This window comes from Bacteroidia bacterium, from assembly GCA_039924845.1.
GTDB lineage: Bacteria > Bacteroidota > Bacteroidia > DATLTG01 > DATLTG01 > DATLTG01.
The window spans coordinates 1-20,451 of record JBDTAC010000023.1; the positions used below are offsets into that span (position 1 = coordinate 1).

Below are 20,451 nucleotides of genomic sequence, written 5' to 3' on the forward strand. Positions count from 1 at the left end.
TCTTTTGCAATTTCAGCTAATTTATCTTTCGGATATTGTTCGTTTGGCTTTAAGGAAGAAGCTTGCGTATAATTTGTTTTCGCATTGACATAATCCTTTCCTGCTAAAGATTTATCTGCACTAGCAATCAATGTTTGGTATTGCGCATCCAATGCTTTTTGTTTCGCATTAGCAGCATTAGCGGCGGCTTGATCCGCCTCCTTTTTATTCACCAAGACTAATTGATTTTGCGGATATTTCGCATCTGGTTTTATTTTCAAAGCGGCATTGTACGCCGTTTGTGCGCCCGACCAATCTCCGCCAGAAAAGGATTTGTCACCTTGAGCGATTGCATCGTTGTATTGCTTTTCCAACTGTTTTGCTTGTGCTTCAGCTTGCTTAATCAAATCCAATTTCGCTTGTATAGAAGCCGTGTACGCAGCATCATAATCAAAATCTTTAATAGAGGCAGAATACGCAAATTTTCCAATCGGCTGATTTAAAATGCTGGTTATTGTTGAAGCATCGGGTCCTTGCGGAAGAATGAAAAGAGATATTTCTCCAATTTCTAAGGCAAAGGAATGTTGCTTGGAAACATCGTCTGGCACGTTTCGCGTACTGAAACTTAATTTTTTAGTAACCAATCCGTCTTTGGAAAAATTAACGATATAATCTGCATCTGGATCCATTACAATTTCAAATTTTCCGTTTGAGCCCGCGGGAATTTGTTGCGTTTGAGAACCGTTTTTAAAAACAGTAACCATTGCTCCATCTAATTTTTTACCATCTTGCGTAATCTTTCCGTCCACGGTTAAATTCCATGTGGTAGCGTTAGTTTGAGCATTTACAAAGAATGTAAAAAATAGCGAAAACGCAGCGAAAAAAAATTTCGCAAAGGTGGTATTGGATTTCATTCTATTTTTGTGCGCAACAATCATGCTTAGAAATTACGGGTTGAACAAGCCTACAAATATCTGAAAAAATATACTTTTTTTTACATTCGTGTAAATTATATCGAAATAACCTGATTTACAATATGATACAAACAAATTTAAGCTTCTGGGAGAAAAAATCCTATTTTAATAATATAGATGTTGCCATTATCGGAAGTGGAATTGTGGGTTTAAATGCAGCAATCGCTTTACAGCAGAAAAATAAAAAATTAAAAATAATTGTACTGGAAAGAGGCGTGCTTCCATCTGGCGCAAGCACTAAAAATGCAGGTTTTGCTTGTTTTGGAAGTTCTTCAGAATTACTGGACGATTTATCGAAACATTCCGAAAACGAAGTTTTTAGTTTGGTCGAAAAACGCTGGAAAGGATTGTTAAGATTGAGAAAAAATATCGGAGACAAAGCGCTCGATTTTAAACAATATGGGGGGTACGAAATCTTCGACAAAAAAATAATTTTTCAAAACTGTTTAGCGCAAACGGATTATCTCAACAAACATATTTCAAAAATTATTTCTCAAAAAAATATTTTTTCAAATGCCGAAAATAAAATAAAATCTTTTGGTTTTCAAAACGTTGTCGGCATGATTGAAAATACGCAAGAAGGTCAAATTGACACCGGAAAAATGATGTTCGCTTTGCTCAAAAAGGCACAATCCTTGGGAATTATTATTTTAAATGCCAGCGGCGTAAAATCGTTTACGGAAGAAAAAGATTCAGTGCAAATTAGCACTGAAAATGGGTTTTATATTGATGCAAAAAAAATGCTAATTGCCACCAATGGTTTCGCGAAACAATTTCTCCCTGATTATCCCGTAAATCCAGCAAGAGCACAAGTTTTAATTACTTCTCCAATAAAAAATTTAAAAATAAAAGGCACTTTTCATTACGATAAAGGCTATTATTATTTTAGAAATTTCGAAGACCGGATTCTTTTTGGTGGGGCGCGAAATTTGGATTTTAAAACCGAAGAAACAACTGAAATGGGGTTAACAGATTTAGTTCAAAATCGGCTCGAACATTTATTAAAAACTATGATTCTTCCGAAAACAAATTTCACGATAGAACAGCGCTGGAGCGGGATTATGGGCATTGGGACTAAAAAATCTGTAATTATAAAAGCTGTTTCGAAAAATATTTTTTGCGCTGTTCGCTTAGGCGGAATGGGCATTGCAATTGGTAGTTTAATTGGCGAAGAAGCAGCTGAAATGGTTGAAAAATCATTGTGATTTTTGAAAAATTCCGACTTCAAAAAAATAATTTTTGAATCCTGTTTTTAAGTGAATTATTTTTACGAACTCCATCTAAAAAAATAAGCAGAATAATTGTATTTTTGTAGTCTTTTAGAAAATGTCATGCCCGATATAATTCAGCTTTTACCCGATTCCGTAGCCAATCAAATTGCAGCAGGAGAAGTCATTCAACGTCCTGCTTCGGTAGTGAAAGAGCTGCTCGAAAATGCGGTGGATGCAGGAAGTTCTGCCATTAAGTTGATTGTAAAAGATGCCGGAAAAACACTTATTCAGATTATCGATAACGGCTGCGGAATGTCGGAAACAGACGCTCGTATGAGCTTTGAACGTCATGCTACTTCTAAAATTCGAAAAGCGGATGATTTGTTTGCCTTGCGTACCAAGGGTTTTAGAGGTGAAGCACTTGCATCTATCGGAGCCATTGCGCATGTGGAACTAAAAACAAAAAAAACAGAAGATCAAACAGGAGTTTCTATTTTGATGGAAGGCAGCGAAATTAAAAAGCAAGAAAGTTGCGCCTGCACCGACGGAACTTCATTTTCTGTGAAAAATCTTTTTTACAATGTCCCTGCACGTCGTAATTTTTTAAAAACGGATGCCGTGGAAATCCGCCATATTATTGATGAATTTGAACGTGTAGCATTAGTTCACCCTGAAATTTATTTTTCATTTCATCACAACAACACGGAAATTTTTAATTTAGAAAAAGGAACCTTTATTCAACGCATCGTGGCTGTTTTCGGAAACAATTACAAACAGCGATTGGTGGCGGTGGACGAGGAAACGAATTACGTAAAAATTAAAGGATATATCAGCAAACCAGAGAACGCAAAAAAAACGCGTGGCGAACAATTTTTTTTCATCAATAAACGATTTATTAAAAGTCCGTATTTGAATCATGCTATCCAAGCGGCGTATCAAAAATTAATTCCGACGGGCACTTTTCCTTCCTATTTTATTATGTTAGAGTTGGATCCAAAAACCATTGATATCAATATTCATCCGACTAAAACAGAAATAAAATTTGAGGATGAACGCGCAGTATATTCCATTTTACTTTCGGTTGTTCGACAATCTTTGGGAAAAAATAATCTCACACCAAGTATTGATTTTGAACAAGAAACGAGTTTTAATTTATTGCCAATTCCAAAAGATAAAATTGTAATCGCCCCTGAAATAAAGGTAAACAAACAGTTCAATCCGTTTAAAACGGAAATTTCTTATCCGCGAAATGAAACGCCTTTGGAAAGATCCAATAAAAATAATTGGGGAAAATTGTATGAAAACCATTTGGTAGTTGAGCAAAAAAATGTGCCTGAAAAAAATATTTTTTCAAACGAGAAAACGGATCATAGACTAGAATCCGACAAACAAATTTTAGGGCAATTACACGGAAAATACATTTTAGTTTCCGACGAATCGGGTTTATTTATTATTGATCAACAAGCTGCACACGAAAGGGTTTTGTACGAATATTATTTAGAAAACAGTCAGAAAAAAATTCTCAAAACACAGCAACAACTTTTTCCGCAAACGGTACAATTTTCGGTTGGAGATTTCGAATTATTAAAAAGTTTACAAGAAGAAATGAAAGCGATGGGTTTTGACATTCGCGAATTCGGAAAAAATACATTTATCGTGCAAGGCTTGCCAACAGAAGGAATTACGTCCGATTGTAAAAATTTCATGGAAGAATTATTGGAACAATACAAACACGCTTCCTCCGAATTAAAATCAGATAAAACAGAAAATTTAGCGCGTGCAATGGCAAAAAATACGGCGATAAAATCCGGCAAAATATTACGCGAAGAAGAAATGCGCGGACTCATCGACAATTTATTTATTTGCAAAACACCCGCTTTTTCCCCTTCTGGAAAACCGGTAATGATGAATTGGAGTATGGAAGAATTGGATAAAAAATTTAAAAAATGAGTTACGAACAATACCGTCCACAGCGGTTTCAGATACTTCCGCCTGTTGTAAAAAATTTACTCATCATCAACGTATTAATGTTTTTGGCAACGCTTGTTGTCCAAAATCGATTCGGCATTGATTTGAACGATAAACTTGGCTTGCATTATTTTACCAATTCGAAATTTCGTCCATATCAAATTGTTACGTATATGTTTATGCACGGCGGTTTCGGACATATTTTATTTAACATGTTTGCCTTGTGGATGTTCGGAAATATGCTCGAAAATTATTGGGGCGGAAAACGTTTTTTTATTTTTTACATGGTTTGCGGTATTGGCGCAGCTTTGGTGCAACAAGCAGTTGCCACTGGAGAATTTTATTACCTGCAACATATCCTTAATAATTATGCGATTTCGCCCGATCCAGCTTCCTTTTACGATATTGTAAGCAAGCATTTTTCGGAATATAAAAACTCTCCGGATATTTTGGATTTGTTCAATAATGGAAGTAAATACAGCGATTTTAACGTACAGTCTGGACACGTCTTGGATCAATTATTGGGTTTTAGAAAAGACATAGACGTGATTGGCGCATCAGGAGCCATTTTTGGCGTTTTATTGGCTTTCGGAATGTTGTTTCCCAACACACTTTTGTATGTGTATTTTATCATGCCGATAAAAGCAAAATATTTCGTCATTATTTATGGTGCTATTGAGCTTTATAGCGGAATTACTAATCATCCAGGCGATAACGTAGCTCATTTTGCACATCTTGGCGGAATGCTTTTCGGATTTATTTTGATCAAATATTGGCAGAAAAATTCCAGTAATTTTTACTAACGAATGAGTTTTATTCAGGATATAAAAAAACTTTTTCGCGAAAAAGAAAACGGCTTGATGCAGCTCATCGTCATCAATTGCGTTATTTTTTTAGTCGTGAATATTCTCAATGTTTTTATTAATGGCTTTAGCGATAACGTAGATAGTTATTTTGCCGTTACTTCCAATTTTAGAACGTTACTTTATCATCCATGGAGCCTCGTTACGTATATGTTTTTGCACGAAAGCATTTCCCATATTTTATTCAACATGCTTTGGTTGTATTGGATGGGACAACTATTTGTTCAATATCTGGGTAGCAAAAGATTAATTGGAACATTTTTTTTAGGCGGCATTTCTGGCGCTGTATTATATATTTTAGCATACAATTTAATTCCAGGAATGCCACAAAATACACTTACCATCGGCGCATCAGGTGGAATTATGGCAGTGATTGTTGCCGTTGCTACATTGGTTCCTAATCAGGAAATTAATTTGATGTTTTTTGGTCCGGTACGATTAAAATACGTCGCACTTGCTGCCTTTATTTTAACAAGTATTATTGATTTTTCTATAAATACAGGTGGAAAAATAACACATATCGGCGGCGCGCTGTTTGGTTATTTCTACATTCTTCAATACAAAAAAGGAAAAGATATTTCTTTGCGATTTTTTACTTTCTTCGAAAGGATGCGTCCAACGTTTCAGAAAAAACCACGGATGAAAGTGGCGTACAAAAGACCAATTTCAGACGAAGAATACAATGTCAGAAAAACAGATAATCAGCGGAAAACAGATGTAATTCTCGATAAAATTTCGCGAGCCGGATACGACAGTTTGACAAAAGAAGAAAAGGAGTTTCTTTTTCACATCAGCAATAAAAGGTAACATGATTTTTCATAATTTTTCGCAAAAAATAAAAATCAGAATTCGTGCGCTGTCGCTTTTTCATAAAATTATTTTTGCGTTTAATTTGATTGTTGCAATTGCTCTTTTAATGGCTTATTTGGCGCCATTGGTGAGCCCTGGAATATGTTGGATTTTTTCTTTTTTCGGATTGGCTTTTCCAATTTTAGCACTTTTAAATATTCTTTTTTTATGTTATTGGATTGTGCTTCGAAAAAACATTTTCCTACTCTCTTTTTTTATATTGATTTTCGGTTTCGGAGAACTTTCTAATTTTTTTCAAATTCGTCTTTTTCCAACAGAGAAAAAAGTGTCTTCAAAAAATATTTTTTTGAAAGTAATGTCGTACAATGTACGTTTGTTTGATTTGTACAATTGGTCGCACAATAAAGAAACACGTGATAAAATGTTTGATTTATTGAAAGCGGAAAACGCCGACATCATGTGTTTTCAAGAGTTTTACACGGACGACACCAAAAAATTCCGCACTTTGGATACGATAGTGAAATTTCAAGATGCAAAATACTTTCACGTGTATTATACCAAAACAGTGAAAGGTGTTTATCACTATGGAATCGTCATGTTTTCTAAATATCCGATCGTTCATCAAGAAAATATTACGTTTACAAATACGGCAAATAATATTTGTATTTTTTCGGATATAAAAGTAAATAACGATACGATTCGAGTTTACAACATGCACTTACAATCTATTGAATTCGCGCCTTCCGATTATAAATACATGGACGCACTTTCTACTACAACAGAAACAGAAAACATTCAAAACTCAAAAAGTATTGTGCGACATTTGAAAAATGCGTTCGTAAAAAGAGCCTCGCAAGTGGATATTATAAAGGCAAGTATGAATAAAAGTCCGTACCCAATTATTGTTTGCGGAGATTTCAATGATCCTCCTGCATCTTACGCGTATCACACGATTAATGCTAATTTAGAAGATGCGTTTAAAGAAAGTGGAAGTGGTTTCGGGAAAACTTACAATGGTTCTTTTCCTTCTTTCCGAATTGATTACATCATGCACAGTAAAAGCCTTTCAGCATACGATTTCAAAATCATTCACAAAAATTATTCGGATCATTATCCAATTACGTGTTGGATAAAAGTGGAATAATTTCGTTTCAAAAAATTATTTTTTCAACCTCAATTTTAAGGAAAAGCATTTTTCGAAAATTCGTATCAATTCGTTTATTCGTAATCTTACATATTTCTTCTGTACTGCCCGCCAACTTCGAAAAGCGCATTGGTTATTTGTCCTAAAGAACAATATTTGGCGGCTTCCATAATTCCTTCAAAAATATTTTTATTATGGATAGCGGTAGTTTGTAAATCGCGTAATAATTGAGTTGTTTTATCTGCTTGCGCTTTGTTCAATTCTTTTAGCATTGTAATTTGATATTTCTTTTCTTCCGTTGTTGCACGAATAACTTCTGCAGGAATTACAGTAGGCGAGCCTTTGGATGAAAGGAAAGTATTTACTCCGATAATCGGATATTCGCCTGAATGTTTTAAGGTTTCGTAATACAAACTTTCTTCTTGAATTTTTCCGCGCTGATACATTGTTTCCATCGCGCCTAAAACGCCACCACGCTCGGTAATTTTATCGAATTCCAACAATACAGCTTCTTCCACCAAATCGGTTAATTCTTCAATAATAAAAGAGCCTTGCAAAGGATTTTCATTTTTTGCTAAACCTAATTCACGATTAATAATCAACTGAATTGCCATTGCTCTGCGCACCGATTCTTCGGTTGGCGTTGTAATTGCCTCATCGTAAGCATTGGTGTGTAAAGAATTGCAATTGTCGTAAATGGCATATAACGCTTGCAAAGTAGTTCTAATATCGTTGAAATCAATTTCTTGCGCGTGTAAAGATCGTCCGGAAGTTTGGATGTGATATTTCAACATTTGCGAACGCTCATCTGCATTGTATTTTAGCTTCATTGCTTTTGCCCAAATTCTACGTGCAACGCGACCAATCACAGCATATTCTGGATCAATTCCATTGCTAAAAAAGAACGATAAATTCGGAGCAAATTTATTGATGTCCATTCCACGACTCACATAATATTCTACGAAAGTGAAACCATTCGACAATGTTAAAGCAAGCTGCGTGATAGGATTAGCGCCGGCTTCCGCAATGTGATAACCCGAAATAGAAACAGAATAAAAATTACGAATATTTTTTTGAATGAAGTATTCTTGCATATCGCCCATCAAACGTAAGGCGAATTCGGTAGAAAAAATACAAGTATTTTGTGCTTGATCTTCTTTCAAAATATCTGCCTGAACGGTACCGCGAACAGCTGCAATGGTTTCTATTTTTATTTTTTCATATACGTCTTTCGGTAAAACTTGATCGCCTGTAATGCCCAGTAACATTAATCCCAAGCCATCATTTCCTTTTGGTAATTCTCCTTGATAACTTGGACGAATTCCCTTTTTAGCTTTATATATGTCTTGAATTTTTTTCTCAATTTCTTTTTCAAGATTATTTTTTTTGATATAAATTTCGCATTGTTGATCAATCGCTGCATTCATGAAAAATCCGGTAAGCATAGCCGCAGGTCCATTGATGGTCATACTTACAGAAGTTTTCGGATTAGCTAAATTGAAACCGCTGTACAATTTTTTGGCATCATCCAAACAACAAATCGAAACTCCGGCATTGCCAATTTTTCCGTAAATATCTGGACGATAATCGGGATCTTGTCCGTAAAGTGTAACGCTGTCAAACGCTGTACTCAAGCGATGCGCAGGCATTCCTAAACTTACATAATGAAATCTTCTGTTGGTACGTTCCGGTCCGCCTTCGCCAGCAAACATACGCGTAGGATCTTCGCCTTCTCGTTTAAACGGAAAAACACCCGCTGTATAAGGAAATTCGCCTGGAACATTTTCTTGTAAATTCCATTTCAAAATATCGCCCCACGCTTTGTACTGCGGTGTAACCACTTTGGGGATTTGGGAATGCGAAAGTGATTCGGTATGTGTTTTTATTTTGATTTCTTTGTCGCGAACTTTATAACTGTAGAATTCATTTTTGTAGCTCTGCTTTTTATTCGCCCAATTTTCAAGGACTTTTTTATTTTGTCCGTCAAAAAATAATTTTACACGATCGTATTCTGCCAATAATAATTTCAGAAAATCCTTTTTACTCGCTGCAGCGGAATCCAATAAATCCTGTGCAATCGTATCGAGATTTAATTCTTTTTTGGAAGTAATTCCTGAAACGGATTCCATCGTTTTTACAATGGAAAATAATTTTTGTGCTGTTTCAGATTGTTCATCCACCCATTTATCATAGCCACGATTATTTTCTGAAATCTCACTTAAATAGCGGGTTCTATTAGGTGGAATGATATAAATCTTTTCCGACATTTCACCGGAAATTTTAAAATCGCTGTGTAAATCGGCGCCTGTTTTTTCCACCAATTTATCCATCAAAGCTTTGTACAATTGATTCATTCCAGGATCATTGAACTGAGAAGCAATGGTTCCGTAAACTGGAATTTTATCTTCGCTTAATTCCCACAATTGATGGTTGCGCTTGTATTGTTTTTTGACATCGCGCAAAGCGTCTAAAGCACCCCGTTTATCAAATTTGTTGAGCGCAATAATATCTGCAAAATCGAGCATGTCAATTTTCTCTAATTGAGTAGCGGCACCATATTCAGGAGTCATTACGTACAAACTCAAATTGCTGTGTTCGGTAATGGACGTATCGCTTTGTCCGATGCCCGAAGTTTCTAAAATAACCAAATCAAAACCCGCGGCTTTCACAATATCGACGGCTTCGCGCACATATTTTGATAAAGCTAAATTGCTTTGACGAGTGGCTAATGAACGCATATAAACGCGCTCGTTTCGGATAGAATTCATCCGAATGCGATCACCCAATAAAGCGCCACCTGTTTTGCGTTTAGAAGGATCCACAGAAATAATGGCAATGGTTTTATCTTTAAAATCAATCAGAAACCGACGAACTAATTCATCAATCAAAGATGATTTTCCGGCACCGCCAGTTCCAGTAATTCCGAGCACAGGAACTTTTTTTATTTTGTCGTTTGAAAAAATATTTTTTTCAATGATCGGATACAGTTTTGAGAATTCGGTAGGATTATTCTCTGCGCAAGAAATTAAACGCGCAATTGATTTCGTGTTTTTTTCTTTCAGATGATTGACTTCTCCGTTCAAATTAAAACCGGTTGGAAAGTCGCATTTCATCAACATATCATTAATCATTCCTTGTAAACCCATTGCACGACCGTCATCTGGAGTATATATTCGGCAAATGCCGTATTTCTGGAGTTCTTCAATTTCAGAAGGAAGTATAACGCCGCCGCCGCCGCCAAAAATCTTAATGTGTTCGCAGCCTTTTTCCTTCAGCAAATCGAACATGTATTTAAAATATTCATTGTGTCCGCCTTGATAACTGGTCATCGCAATAGCGTTCGCATCTTCCTGAATAGCGCAATCCACCACATCTTGCACGCTTCTGTCGTGCCCAAGATGAATTACTTCAGCGCCCGAACTTTGGATAATTCTGCGCATAATATTGATGGCGGCATCGTGTCCGTCAAACAAAGAAGCGGCAGTTACAATTCGGATTTTATTTTTGGATTGATAAGGTAGTACTGGTGTCATTTCTCTCTCTGTGAAAATTATTTTTTCAGCATTCAAAGATAGAATTATGCGAGGATTAATGCAAACGCTGAAGTTTTCTGTTCTTTTTTATCATTTCAAAAAAACAATTTGATCTTTTACTTCAAAGCTATTTGTTGAAGGCGAAAAGCGTATTGATAAGCTCAGCTTACCTGTTTAATCGGTTACGAAGCGCAATGCACAATGCCAATACTTCAGCTTTGCACCTATGAGATAAATAAATTGATTTAATAATGTGTGGCTAAAAAAAACTATTTTAGCTGTTTGAAATATAATTTTCAAATCTATCTATTGAAGGCAAAAAACTTATTTGTAAGTGCAACTTACCAGTTTAATCGGTTACGAAGCGCAACGCACAAAGCCGATGCTTCAGCTTCGCGCCTTCGAGGGATGATACGTACCCCAATAAAATTTACCGTTTTGTTAATATGTTTATTTGTGTGTGTGTTTCGTTATGGATATTCACAAGATAAACAAAATAAAAGTTACACTGTTGCTTTGTTTGAAAGATATGGTTATAATTTACTTTATCAAAAAGTTCTTAAAATAAATTATGATAGTATTAAACCGCTTTTATGTAGATTAGTAACATCTTATGACAAAAAGTCTAATTTAGAGTCAAAAAAAAACAGTGTAGTTGAGATAATCTCAGGAAATAATTTCCCAAACGACACTATTCAGTCAACAGACCTAACACACTATTACTATGCGTACATTGGTGATACAATAATTAAACACCCCATAAAACTTAACTCTCGTTATTATAAATATTTAGAACCTCCTTTTTCATATACGTATTCCGATTCTTCTTTTAATCAAAAAGTTATGTTTGATAGTCTTTTGTCAGGTAAATGGGTGCAATATTGTGAATTAAAAAACCATTTATCTATTGGAACAGAAAAGGCAGTGAAAAACAATAGAATTGATGGCGAATTTATTAAATACGACAATGGTTATTTCATGTCCATTGAAATGTTTGATGACGGAGTTTCTCAAGAATATTATGACTTTAATGATACTATTCCTTACAATGTGTTAAAAACTTTTAATATTGCAAGTAGTTCTTCTTTTAATAAGGAGGTGGATGTTGCTTTTGAAAATGGCAAAATAAAAAATATTAGAAAACACAACAACGATTTTCATATAAAAAATGATTTGATAATTGATTTTGAAAATGATAAAATAAAAGATATTAAGAAAAGTAACAACGTACCTTATTTAATTTTTGATGACAACGGAAAAGTAATTGGAGGGTCTTTATTTAATCAATAGGTATGGGAGTAGTGTTCCAATTTGCACCTGCGCAAACAATTGAGAATGTAAGGTTCGAAAAAATAATTTTTCAGCAATAAAAAAGGAGCTGAACTTGCCTCATGCACAGCTGAATATGTCATAGGTTCAGCTGAACTTACCTCACGCATAGCTGAACATGTCATACGTTTAGCTGAACTTGCCTCACGATAAGCTGAACATGTCATAGGTTCAGCTGAACTTACCTCACGCACAGCTGAACATGTCATACGTTCAGCTGAACTTGCCTCACGATAAGCTGAACATGTCATACATTCATCTGAACTTGTCTCACGATAAGCTGAACATCAATACGATACAGAAATCTTCTTTATTTATCCGCGCAAAGCGAAAAAGAGTATTGAAATTTTTTTTTCACAATGGCAATACTGGTGCAACCCTATAATTGATATTGTTATAAATTATTGTTGCTATGAAAAATCACTAATCGAATTCAGATTTTTATTATTTTTACTCTTCTAAAGAGAAGGGAAATGAAGCTTTCATTAAAAATATGGTATGCAATGGCTGCAAAATTATAGTGCAGACAGAGGTGGAAAAACTGGAACTGCATTGTTTGGCTGTAGAATTAGGCGGAGTTGAAATAAAAGAAAACATTTCTGCTGAGAAGCTCAACCAACTTAATGTGGCTTTGCAAAAAATGGGACTTGAGTTATTGGAAGACAAGAGAAGCATACTTGTTGAAAAGACACGAAATCTAATCGTAGAAATGATTTATCATTCTGACGAGTTGCCTAAAACAAATATTTCTGATTACATCAGCGAACAATTACATCAAAACTACACCACAGTATCCCGTCTCTTTTCAGAAGTGCGCGGCATTACCATCGAGCATTACATTATGGCTCAAAGAATTGAACGCGCAAAAGAATTAATTACCTACGATGAACTCAGTCTTTCCGAAATTGCTTTTAAGTTGCATTACAGCAGTGTGGCTCATCTTTCTAACCAATTTAAAAAGATTACAGGATTAACTCCTACTCACTTCAAAAACTTGAAGATTAAGAGGCGCATTCCAATAGATCTTATCTGAAATATGTAAATCTTTTTATAAATTATGTAACGCTTTTCCAAAGCAGCGTGTGCAATTTTGCATCGTAATTATATATATTAATATTTATAAAAAAACTCAAACAAAAATGAAAAGTTTAACTACACTAACCTTGGGCGTATTTATATGCTCGGCTATGATTTCAACACCTGCTTCGGCACAGAAAAAAGGAACTCCAAAACTTTCAGATGCAGAGATTGCTTCTGTTGCAGTGGTGGCTAATCAAAACGACATTAACTTTGCAGTGATTGCAAAGAAAAAATCGAAAGATCCAGAAGTACTGAAATTTGCAGACATGATGGCTAACGACCATAAATCTATAATTGACCAGGCGGTTGCATTGGTTACAAAATTAAAAGTAACACCGAAAGACAATGCAGTAAGTAAACAGCTTTCTGCAAACGCAGCAAAAACAAGCAAAATGCTGAATTCAAAATCGGGCAAAGATTTTAATAAGGCATATATAGATAACGAAGTCGCATACCATAAAGCAGTAATAGCAGAAGTGGAAACCGTTTTAATTCCGCAAGCTCAAAATGCAGAACTCAAAGCCTTATTGCAGAAAGTTGTTCCAATACTCAAAAATCATCTTGAACAAGCAGAGAAGTCGCAAAAAATAATTTCAAGCAAATGATAAATCGTTCTATCTTGAGAAGAGGAGGGGTATATTTACTCCTTCTCCTTCCAATGCTCTTTTTTAATTGTTGCACATCAACTACAAATTCAGTTCCTCCGATGGCTCATACTGTTGAAATTAAGGATATGAAATTTCAGCCGCAAGAACTTTGGTTAAATAGTGGAGATACTGTCGTTTTCATCAATCGTGATATGGTTGCACATGATGTAACAGAAAAAAACAAAGCATGGGCTTCACCTCCATTACTTACTGGTCAATCATGGAGAAAGGTTATAACGGAAAGTACAGACTATTACTGTTCTATTCACACAGTAATGAAAGGTAAATTATCCGTAAGGGTGCAATAATTCCTCTTAAGCACTAAGCTGTTGCGAGGGATGTGTGATGGTAGTGTCGGAGTTTTATGTAAGCTGTGCTTACAACACCCAAAAGCTAATCGCAAAGAATATTTTTTTGATTGATAGGTCATAAATAAAAGAAAAAAAGGATGTAATTTTGTCCGAGTTTAGTATCGGCTATAGCTTATTAGTCCGTAAACGAATTTCTTCAACCTTCCGCTAATCTCTCTTTTTAAAGAACGTTAACTAACAACATGAATTGATTATGGAAAAAGACATCTTTCACATTAAGAAAATCTTGAAAATCAACGGCAAGGAAAACACATATTACAGCCTTCCTGAATTGCAAAAGCAGGGACACAACATTGACAAGCTTCCCTTTTCCATCCGAATTCTTTTAGAGAACGCCCTGCGTAATTATGATGATTTTGCGGTAACCAAAGAAAACATTGAAACCCTTTTGAATTGGAAACCGAAAGGCTCAGATAAAGATATTCCATATAAACCTGCCCGTGTTTTGATGCAGGATTTTACGGGCGTTCCTGCTGTGGTGGACATTGCCGCACTTCGTGCAGAAGTGGCGAGAAAAGGTAAAAATCCAAATAAAATTAACCCGCTCATCCCTGTTGATTTAATTATAGACCACTCCGTGCAAGTAGATTATTTTGGAACAGAAGATTCTCTAAAGCGCAATATGGACAAGGAATATGAGCGTAATCAAGAACGGTATCAATTTCTAAAATGGGCACAAAATTCCTTCGACAATTTCAGTGTAGTACCTCCCGGAATGGGTATTTGCCATCAGGTAAATCTCGAACATCTATCGAAAGGTGTTATTGAAAGAAATGGAGAAGTTTTTCCTGATACGCTCGTTGGCACAGATAGTCATACTCCAATGGTTAACGGAATCGGTGTGGTAGGTTGGGGTGTTGGCGGTATTGAAGCTGAAGCAGCTATTCTTGGTCAGCCACTTTATTTTATTATGCCCGAAGTAATTGGACTAAAACTCACTGGTAAACTTCCATTGGGTTCAACGGCTACCGATTTGGTGTTAACAATAGCTAATTTACTCAGAAAACGAGGCGTGGTAGGAAAGTTTGTAGAGGTTTTTGGTTCTGGTGTCAGTACGCTTTCTGTACCAGACAGGGCAACTATTGGTAATATGTCTCCTGAATTTGGTTGCACCATTACTTATTTTCCGATAGACGATAAAACCTTGGAATATATGAGAAAAAGCAATCGTTCCAAAGCACAAATAGATTTGGTAGAAACCTATTGCAAAACCAATATGTTGTGGCGTGAGAATGAGGACAAAATTACTTATACCGATGTTGTGGAATTGGATATTTCAACTGTTGAACCAACAGTTGCAGGACCTAAACGACCACAAGATAAAATCCTTTTAAAAGAGTTTAAAAATAAATTTATTGAGTTATTAGACAAATCATTTGATAGAAAATACTTAACACAAGAAGAACGGGAATCTCAGAAATCCATTGCTCGGTTTGAAGGTGAAGGTGGTAATCTGGTTATACCTAAGCTTGCTGGAAAAGCTAATTCAGCCGATGCTATTACTAAAGAAGCTGATTTGAAATCTGTTTGGATTACACGTGGTCAAGAAAAATTTATGCTTTCTGACGGAGCGGTAGCTATAGCAGCAATTACTTCTTGTACCAATACTTCCAACCCTTTTGTAATGATAGGCGCTGGATTGGTAGCACGAAAAGCAAGAGAACACGGAATTTATTCAAAACCTTGGGTAAAAACATCACTCGCACCAGGTTCTAAAGTAGTTACCGATTATCTTGAAAAAGCAGATTTGATGAAAGATTTAGAAGCACTGCATTTCCATTTGGCTGGTTATGGTTGCACCTCTTGTATTGGAAATTCGGGTCCTTTAGTACCGGATATTTCAAAAGCGGTAGAGGAACATAACTTGATTGTAACTTCTGTCCTTTCGGGAAATAGAAATTTTGAAGCGAGGATACATCCCCAAGTGAAAATGAATTTTTTAATGTCGCCAATGCTTGTAGTTGCTTTTGCTATTGCTGGTCGAGTTGATATTGATTTAATTAATGAACCAATCAGCTATGATTCAAATCAAGAAGGTGTTTACTTAAAAGATATTTGGCCCACAGATGATGAAATTAATGAAGTGCTAAGTCGTGTTTTATCTCCCGATGATTTTGCAAAAGATTATGGAAGAATATTCGAAGGAAACGAAATTTGGAGAAACTTGAGAGTTCCCACAGGCGAACTGTATGAATGGGATGCTAATTCAACTTACATTAAGGAAATTCCATTTTTTCACGGTATTTCTGAAAAACCCAATCCTTTGGAAGATATTAAAAATGCTCGTGCATTATTGGTATTGGGAGACAGCGTAACTACCGACCATATCTCTCCAGCAGGTGCTTTTAGCGAGCAGTCTGCTTCAGGACAATATCTATTAAGCCGAGGTGTGAAAAAAGAAAATTTTAATTCTTATGGCTCTCGTAGAGGAAATGATGAAGTAATGGTGCGTGGCACATTTGCCAACGTGCGAATTAAAAATAAATTAGCTGAAAAAGAAGGCGGTTATACATGTCATTTGCCTTCGGGAAAAGAAATGTCCGTTTACGATGCTTCATTAAAGTATAAGGAAGAAAAAATACCTTTATTGGTTTTGGCAGGAAAAGAATATGGTAGCGGTTCTTCTCGAGATTGGGCGGCAAAAGGCACTTTCCTATTGGGAATAAAATGTGTGTTGGCAGAAAGTTACGAGCGTATTCACAGAAGTAACCTTGTTGGTTTGGGCGTGTTGCCACTTCAATATAAAGATGGAGAAACCGCTGAAAGCATCGGATTGACAGGAAAAGAGACTTTTTCAATAAGCGGAATTGCAAACGACATTAAACCACTGAAAGAAATTCAAGTACTTGCCAAAAGCGAAGCTGGAAAAGAAATTAAGTTTCAGGTTATCGCTCGCCTCGATTCGCTGATAGAAATTGAGTACTATCGCAATGGAGGTATTTTGCAATATGTGTTGAGACAATTTTTAGAAAAATAAAGAATTTAATAATCATAGTTGGATTTAGCTTTATGCAGTTATCCTGCGCGAATAAGGAAAAGCAAGAAACACCAATCACAACAAACAATACAGATAGAGAATAATAAATTATCTAAAAACAATCTAAACTAAAAACAATTAATATGAAAAGAACAGCTAATGCCTTTTGGAACGGCTCCCTCAAAGAGGGCGAAGGGAAAATAACTACCCAAAGTACAGTCCTGAATAATGCAAAATATTGCTTTAATTCACGTTTTGGAGATGGTAAAAGTACTAATCCGGATGAATTGCTTGCTGCTGCACATGCAGGATGCTTTGCTATGGCACTGAGTCTTATTTTGGGCAAGGCTGGATTCACGGCTGATTCCTTAGAGGTATCTGCTGTCGTAAACATGGATGTGGACAAACTTGAACTTACCGGTTCTCATTTGACATTAAAAGCAAAAATTCCAAACATTGACAAAACTAAGTTTATGGAATGCGCTAATGCTGCTAAAGAAAATTGTCCGGTTAGTAAAGCACTGAATTTTAGCATCACTTTGGATGCCACCTTAATTTAAATTTTAAAAATAGAAATCATGGAAAACGAAAACATGTTCCCACAAACAACCAAAGAACTTGCCGACAAAAAGGCCGCTTTAGCTCCTAAAACTATTGAGGCGTGGCGAAACTTCAGTAAAACCGTATTTGAAGAAGGCGCGCTTCCTGAAAAAACCAAACAACTAATTGCTGTTGCCGTAGCACACGTAACACAATGCCCCTATTGCATTAGAGCGCACACAAAGCAAGCGATGCGAAAAGGAGCGAGCAAAGAAGAAATAATGGAAGCAATATGGGTAGCTTCTGAAATGCGAGCAGGTGCAGCTTATGCTCATGCAACTATCGCTATGGATGAAATGGAGAAAAAATAATTAAATGAATATTAGTCAAAAAATTGCTATTGTAACGGGTGCCAGTAGCGGATTAGGTGCTGCATTTGCGAGTATTTTAATTGAGAAAGGAGCTAAAGTATATGGACTTGCCCGCAATTTAGATAAACTCAATGCTATTCAGAAACAATTGGGAGATCAGTTTATTCCTATTTCGATAGACATTAGCGATCAAAAGCTTATTGCCACTTGGGTTGCCAATACTTTTTCTGATTCAACCCTTCCCGATATTCTCATCAACAATGCTGGAGTAGGTTATTTTAGCAAAATTGAAGAACTTTCTTTAGCGCAATGGCATCAAATGATTAACACTAATTTAAACGGAACATTTTACGTAACATCTTCCATTGTTCCTTTAATGAAAAAAAATACAAACCCTTGCCACATTATTAACATTGGTTCTATTTTAGGAAAAACAACAAATTCAGATAGTGCTGCCTATTCTGCTACGAAATATGCAATGCAAGGTTTTAGCGAATCTTTATTTAAAGAGTTGCGCGCCTATACTATTAAAGTAACTTGTATGAATCCGGGAAGTATTGATACACATTTCTTTGAGGACTCAGGTATAAAACCGCATCACAATATGTTGCAACCTGATGACATTGCGGCATTAGCTATTCATATTTTAGAAACACCAGATAATTTATTGGTAGATGAAATAACGCTAAGACCTTTAAATCCAAAACCAGAGAAGCACTAACCAAAATAATAAAATGAGTACCATTAGCATTAAAAGAATTTACGAAGAAGCTTCAGCAGATGACGGTTACAGAATCTTAATAGATCGGCTTTGGCCAAGAGGGATAAGCAAAGAAAAAGCAAAATTAGATGAATGGAACAAAGATATTGCACCTTCAACCGAATTGCGAAAATGGTTTGACCACACGGAAGAGCGATTTGAAGAATTTGTTAAGCGTTATAAAAAGGAACTAACCAAAAATAAAGTAGATTTAGAGCGCTTAAAAATAATTACAAAACAAAAGAACGTAAGTCTTTTATATAGTGCCAAAAACGAAAAGTGTAATCAAGCTGTTGTTTTGCAGCAAGTATTAAAATCCATGTAAATGAAAAGACATGAAGCGATACTGCCTTTTTACGGAAGTAATTATTTACGATAGTAATAGGCACTTAAAACAGTTACGTTGTAATTGAATGAGTCGTATTTCCTTTTTGGTCGATGCGAGTAGGATCATTTTTTTTCGGATCGTTTATATCTGGTCTTAATTTAGTAGGATCGTCATTTTTATCTGGTTTCATCGGAATACTTATTTCAGGATCAACTGGAGCATTTGTCTTTGGCTCATTTATACCCGGTTTTATTTTGGTAGGATCATCATTTTTATCTGGTTGCATCGGACTGTTTTTTTCAGGATCAACTGGAGCATTTGGCTTTGGTTCATTAGGATTACTTGGCATATTCCCTGTTGTTATTTGATTATTGCTTTTCATGATTTTTATATTAGTATTATTTATACCGCAAAGGTCAATAAACGCTAATCCTCAAGTGTTATACGTTTAAAAATCATTTTTATATAAATCACACACCTGTATTTAGCTTTCCTTTTAGAAATACGCAAAAAAAGAGCCTCGCTTTCATGCGAGACTCTTTTAAAAAAACGGGTTTCTTATTAATCCTTTTTTGATTGGATTAGATTACCATTTGAATCAATCACCAATTTCAAATCATTCACTTCGATTTTATAAGTTGTTGTATTATCAATATCAACCACTTTAGAAGCATCTGAAATTTTCTTTCCTGGATAATTTCTATTCGCATAATCTTTTACCGTTTGAGGAAGCTCAATAACCGAAATTTTAGTTTCCGTTTTTACAAGCGTTCCAGACGCAGAAAAAGTGACTTTAATTTTCTTTTTTGTTTGCTCGAAACAGGCATCATAATTACTTCCATCTTTCTCCCATTTTTCCACCTTATTGCTTGGATAAAGAGAAACAAATTTATCTTTCACAGCGGATGGGACGTCTTTTTCTTGGCATTTTTGAGCTGAAGCAAGACTTACAATAGAAGTCATCGCTAAAAATAATAACATTTTTTTCATTTTTCTTTTTTTGGATTTGTAACTTAATTATTACACGGCAAAAATAAATAGATTGAACTTGGTGAATGTTATATAAATACCTAAACAATTTACATAATTCACACGTTAGTTAATGAGGAATAAATTAGGAAAGAATTTTCCTGTTTTTTAGAAAGAGGTTGGTACAAATAAAAAAGCCGGACTTCTCCAATTTTGAAGAGAAGTCCGGCTTAGTACCCTACGGATTTGGATTATCGAACTTAATAGATGATTTTCAGTCACTTAGAAACCTGATGAATTCTCGTAATTGGAAATCGGTCTTTTAATTCAAAAAATGACCACTTTAATCTCTTTGAAGTTTTAGACTTTTTCTACTCTAATTGCAAGATTAGCGTTAAGTAATTACTTCGTCCACGAAATCGTGAACAAGCCTAAATAGTGTACGTATTTGGAATTCTATTTAATGTTCACTATATTTGCACGTTCACGAAATCGTGAACGAGACAGATAGAACGAAAATGAAAGAACACAATATAGCAACAACAGCTTTGGAAAACCTCCAAAGAACTGCCAAAATAAAAGGCAAGTGGAAGCCTA

18 protein-coding genes are annotated in these 20,451 nt (G+C 35.5%); 14 read left to right on the forward strand and 4 right to left on the reverse strand.

Annotation, left to right across the window (positions count from 1 at the left end; genetic code table 11):
- The coding region (locus ABIZ51_02595; protein ID MEO7087666.1) for a hypothetical protein at positions 1-893 on the reverse strand (893 nt) is incomplete at its 3' end.
- A 122-nt stretch (positions 894-1,015) separates the two neighbouring features.
- On the opposite strand from ABIZ51_02595, the gene ABIZ51_02600 reads away from it, so the two are divergent.
- The 5 genes from ABIZ51_02600 to ABIZ51_02620 all read left to right on the forward strand — a co-directional run bounded on the left by ABIZ51_02600 (position 1,016) and on the right by ABIZ51_02620 (position 6,949).
- Positions 1,016-2,158: an FAD-dependent oxidoreductase gene (locus ABIZ51_02600; protein MEO7087667.1), complete on the forward strand. Its 1,143-nt coding sequence runs from the start codon at positions 1,016-1,018 to the stop codon at positions 2,156-2,158.
- A 126-nt stretch (positions 2,159-2,284) separates the two neighbouring features.
- Positions 2,285-4,114 (forward strand): DNA mismatch repair endonuclease MutL, encoded by a 1,830-nt coding sequence (gene mutL, locus ABIZ51_02605; GenBank protein ID MEO7087668.1) that lies wholly within the window; start codon positions 2,285-2,287, stop codon positions 4,112-4,114.
- Positions 4,111-4,935, forward strand: a complete 825-nt coding sequence (locus ABIZ51_02610) for a rhomboid family intramembrane serine protease (GenBank protein MEO7087669.1) — start codon at positions 4,111-4,113, stop codon at positions 4,933-4,935. Before mutL ends, ABIZ51_02610 begins: the two co-directional genes overlap by 4 nt.
- A gap of 3 nt (positions 4,936-4,938) precedes the next feature.
- Positions 4,939-5,802, forward strand: coding sequence for a rhomboid family intramembrane serine protease (locus ABIZ51_02615; GenBank protein MEO7087670.1), 864 nt, complete (start codon positions 4,939-4,941; stop codon positions 5,800-5,802).
- A 1-nt stretch (position 5,803) separates the two neighbouring features.
- The gene (locus tag ABIZ51_02620; protein MEO7087671.1) at positions 5,804-6,949 is read left to right on the forward strand and encodes an endonuclease/exonuclease/phosphatase family protein; all 1,146 of its coding nucleotides are present in this window, start codon (positions 5,804-5,806) and stop codon (positions 6,947-6,949) included.
- An 86-nt stretch (positions 6,950-7,035) separates the two neighbouring features.
- Here ABIZ51_02620 and ABIZ51_02625 read toward each other — a convergent pair whose 3' ends face one another.
- On the reverse strand, positions 7,036-10,482 hold the full coding sequence (locus ABIZ51_02625) for a methylmalonyl-CoA mutase family protein (GenBank protein MEO7087672.1): 3,447 nt from the start codon (positions 10,480-10,482) through the stop codon (positions 7,036-7,038).
- Positions 10,483-10,737: 255 nt separating this feature from the next.
- On the opposite strand from ABIZ51_02625, the gene ABIZ51_02630 reads away from it, so the two are divergent.
- From ABIZ51_02630 to ABIZ51_02670, 9 genes are all read left to right on the forward strand, one after another.
- Positions 10,738-11,772: a hypothetical protein gene (locus ABIZ51_02630; GenBank protein MEO7087673.1), complete on the forward strand. Its 1,035-nt coding sequence runs from the start codon at positions 10,738-10,740 to the stop codon at positions 11,770-11,772.
- 571 nt (positions 11,773-12,343) lie between these two features.
- On the forward strand, positions 12,344-12,844 hold the full coding sequence (locus tag ABIZ51_02635) for an AraC family transcriptional regulator (protein MEO7087674.1): 501 nt from the start codon (positions 12,344-12,346) through the stop codon (positions 12,842-12,844).
- 106 nt (positions 12,845-12,950) lie between these two features.
- A complete protein-coding gene (locus ABIZ51_02640) occupies positions 12,951-13,496 on the forward strand; it encodes a DUF4142 domain-containing protein (protein MEO7087675.1) in 546 nt (181 codons plus the stop codon).
- A gap of 101 nt (positions 13,497-13,597) precedes the next feature.
- Positions 13,598-13,846, forward strand: coding sequence for a plastocyanin/azurin family copper-binding protein (locus ABIZ51_02645; GenBank protein MEO7087676.1), 249 nt, complete (start codon positions 13,598-13,600; stop codon positions 13,844-13,846).
- Positions 13,847-14,102: 256 nt separating this feature from the next.
- The gene (acnA, locus tag ABIZ51_02650) at positions 14,103-16,886 is read left to right on the forward strand and encodes an aconitate hydratase AcnA (GenBank protein ID MEO7087677.1); all 2,784 of its coding nucleotides are present in this window, start codon (positions 14,103-14,105) and stop codon (positions 16,884-16,886) included.
- 143 nt (positions 16,887-17,029) lie between these two features.
- Positions 17,030-17,446 carry an OsmC family protein gene (locus ABIZ51_02655; GenBank protein MEO7087678.1) on the forward strand — a complete coding sequence of 139 codons (417 nt, stop codon included), beginning with the start codon at positions 17,030-17,032 and terminating at the stop codon, positions 17,444-17,446.
- Positions 17,447-17,464: 18 nt separating this feature from the next.
- Entirely contained in the window at positions 17,465-17,797 is a 333-nt protein-coding gene (locus tag ABIZ51_02660; protein MEO7087679.1) for a carboxymuconolactone decarboxylase family protein, read from the forward strand.
- A gap of 4 nt (positions 17,798-17,801) precedes the next feature.
- Positions 17,802-18,518, forward strand: coding sequence for an SDR family NAD(P)-dependent oxidoreductase (locus ABIZ51_02665; GenBank protein ID MEO7087680.1), 717 nt, complete (start codon positions 17,802-17,804; stop codon positions 18,516-18,518).
- A 13-nt stretch (positions 18,519-18,531) separates the two neighbouring features.
- A complete protein-coding gene (locus ABIZ51_02670; GenBank protein ID MEO7087681.1) occupies positions 18,532-18,882 on the forward strand; it encodes a DUF488 domain-containing protein in 351 nt (116 codons plus the stop codon).
- Between the two features lie 73 nt (positions 18,883-18,955).
- Here ABIZ51_02670 and ABIZ51_02675 read toward each other — a convergent pair whose 3' ends face one another.
- Together ABIZ51_02675 and ABIZ51_02680 are read right to left on the reverse strand one after the other, a co-directional pair.
- Positions 18,956-19,267, reverse strand: coding sequence for a hypothetical protein (locus tag ABIZ51_02675; GenBank protein ID MEO7087682.1), 312 nt, complete (start codon positions 19,265-19,267; stop codon positions 18,956-18,958).
- 179 nt (positions 19,268-19,446) lie between these two features.
- Positions 19,447-19,875 carry a PepSY-like domain-containing protein gene (locus ABIZ51_02680; protein ID MEO7087683.1) on the reverse strand — a complete coding sequence of 143 codons (429 nt, stop codon included), beginning with the start codon at positions 19,873-19,875 and terminating at the stop codon, positions 19,447-19,449.
- Between the last annotated feature and the right edge of the window lie 576 nt (positions 19,876-20,451).